The following is a 2,176-nucleotide window of genomic DNA, read 5'->3' as shown; positions in this document are numbered from 1 at the left end:
AACAATCTGGATATGAAACATGCCGTTTCTATGATGAAGCAGTTACGCCGCACAGCTGATGAACTGAAAAAAACCATTCTTATTGTTATGCACGATGTTAATTTTGCATCATCTTATTCAGATATGATTGTTGCACTGAAAAATGGGAAAGCAGCCTATTGTGGAACTCCCAAAGAAATTATGCAACCAGAAATTCTTAAAGACATTTATGATGTCGATATTCAAATCAAAACAATCAATGACATCCCTATCGCCCTTTATTATCGATAACCATAAAGATTTTTTGCGCTTGCATGCACTATAGAATCTGCTAGGGATAGTAAAATTGGCTTATTGGGGAATAGTTTAATGGTAGAACAGCGGACTTTGACTTCGTCAATCTTGGTTCGAATCCAAGTTCCCCAGCCAGTATTTAATGATTTTAGCTTGCCATCGGGGTTTATATAATTTGAAAGCAGGTTTTGCATCAATTTATTTTTTTTCAAAGGATCTTCAAAAACCTTTCAAGAGTTATTTAAAACCCCTTTAATGCATATTTTTCTCTTCCTCTAAAAATCGCAATTTGAGATGATAAGCTCTTGAGCCAGAGCGGATTCTTTGAACCACATGTATAAGATATGTATAAGATATGTGCCAACCACTTTTATCTTAAATTGGCTAAAGATTGTTCGGATCTGAGGCACATCATTGAGAGAGAAGAAACTTTCCCTTTAATTGCGCAAGCAGAGCAAACATCGTCTGGTAATCCTCTCGCTTAAACAAATCCTTTCTATAGTAATCCTCAACACCCCAGTAAGGCGGATCAAGATAAAATTAAAGTGTTTGGACGGTCATACCGCACAATAAAATCAGACCAGTCTAAATGTTCAATGGTAACACCCGCTAAGCGGCGGTAAAGCTTTAATACGCTTTCAAGTTTCAACGAATTAAACCGTGCACTACGATTAGAATCAACGCCAAATGTTCGTTTGTCCACCTGACCAGCGAAACTCAAACGCTAGAGATATAAAAACCGTGAAGCCCGCTCTAAACGTGAGGGTGTTTAGGTCTTATAAAGCGAAACGTTGAAACTCTTCACGGCTGCTTATCTGGAACTGCGACAGATCCATAAAAAGGTGATAACCCGAAAAAATTCAGCACATCACCTGAGCGATTATTGATGACTTCATATAAAGATATGAATTTCCTTGTACAGAATATGCCTCCCATTCCAACAAAAGACTCCACATAAGGCGATGAGGGATAGCTTCTATGATTTACAGGTACTGATCACTGGCCATGTAATAACGCCAACTGATGTCCAAGCCAATTAGACCGCCTGTGGGAACAGGCAGGTTTTGGGGCTAAATATAATGAAACAGCACCGAACGGATAAGCCACGCGTCGTAAGTGAGCCTCTAGCGTGCATAGCTTATAGGTTTTAGAAACAGACAATTATTATAATTCAGACGATTAAAGATCGGATCTCAGGCTTTTTAATCCAGTGGACAAACACGAATAATATGTCCGTCTGGATCTTTGATTAGGAAGGTACGTCCAAATACATCAGTATACGGTTCCTTTAAGACATTTATCTAAACGGTGGTTTGCTCTTGCCATTCCGCATAGAGCTTATCTACGTCCTCTCCCTTAGGCAACATAATGCCGATTTCTGAAAAACGAGGCACATTTTCCTCAGGCGCATCGCCCCCAGACCAGAGAGCAAAGAGTGCATCACCCGAAGAAGCAAATGCAACATAGCGTGGTGAGATGAATACAGGCTCTTTCTTGAAGATGAATTTGTAAAAAGCAGTAGAATGCTCCACATTTGATACGTATACCAACTGCAGGTTTGGGGTAACAGGATAAGTGAGGATATTACTCATGAATTCTTCATGATTTAGTAGCGACTGCCTGACAGGCATATACCTATACTAGGGAATATTCCAACAAGAGTTTGTGATGCTTCCGTTCGCGGTGTGCTTTACTTATATGTTTTTACTCCCTTATTGCTATATGCTAAAATATCGGGGTCACCACTACTGGGATTATAATGACATCCCTATCGCTCTTTATTATCGATAATCATAAAGATTTTTTGCGCTTGCCTACACTGTAGAATCTGCTAGAGATGGTAAAATTGCTTATTGGGGAATAGTTTAATGGTAGAACAGCGGACTCTGACTCCGTCAATCTT

The 2,176-nt window shown here is 39.5% G+C and carries 2 protein-coding genes, 1 tRNA gene and 1 pseudogene; 2 read left to right on the top strand and 2 right to left on the bottom strand.

The features are described 5' to 3' along the window. Window positions 1-270: pseudogene (locus ACFIKE_RS09745) on the top strand (iron ABC transporter ATP-binding protein); the annotation flags it as partial. 64 nt (window positions 271-334) lie between these two features. Next, window positions 335-408: transfer RNA gene (locus ACFIKE_RS09740), tRNA-Gln, on the top strand. A gap of 394 nt (window positions 409-802) precedes the next feature. On the opposite strand, the gene ACFIKE_RS09735 is transcribed toward ACFIKE_RS09740, so the two are convergent. Together ACFIKE_RS09735 and ACFIKE_RS09730 are read right to left on the bottom strand one after the other, a co-directional pair. Then, window positions 803-976, bottom strand: a complete 174-nt coding sequence (locus ACFIKE_RS09735; RefSeq protein WP_375649627.1) for a hypothetical protein — start codon at window positions 974-976, stop codon at window positions 803-805. 598 nt (window positions 977-1,574) lie between these two features. Next, window positions 1,575-1,865 (bottom strand): glyoxalase, encoded by a 291-nt coding sequence (locus tag ACFIKE_RS09730; RefSeq protein WP_375649625.1) that lies wholly within the window; start codon window positions 1,863-1,865, stop codon window positions 1,575-1,577. Window positions 1,866-2,176 lie beyond the last annotated feature (311 nt).

It is taken from the genome of Bartonella sp. MU70NMGDW (assembly GCF_042194085.1).
In the GTDB taxonomy this organism is placed as follows: Bacteria; Pseudomonadota; Alphaproteobacteria; order Rhizobiales; family Rhizobiaceae; genus Bartonella; species Bartonella grahamii.
This window is presented reverse-complemented; position numbering and strand designations above follow the sequence as displayed.

Coding starts and splice junctions, on each gene's coding strand:
- ACFIKE_RS09730 (WP_375649625.1), bottom strand. CDS start 1,865: ATGAGTAATATCCTCACTTATCCTGTTACCCCAAACCTGCAGTTGGTA.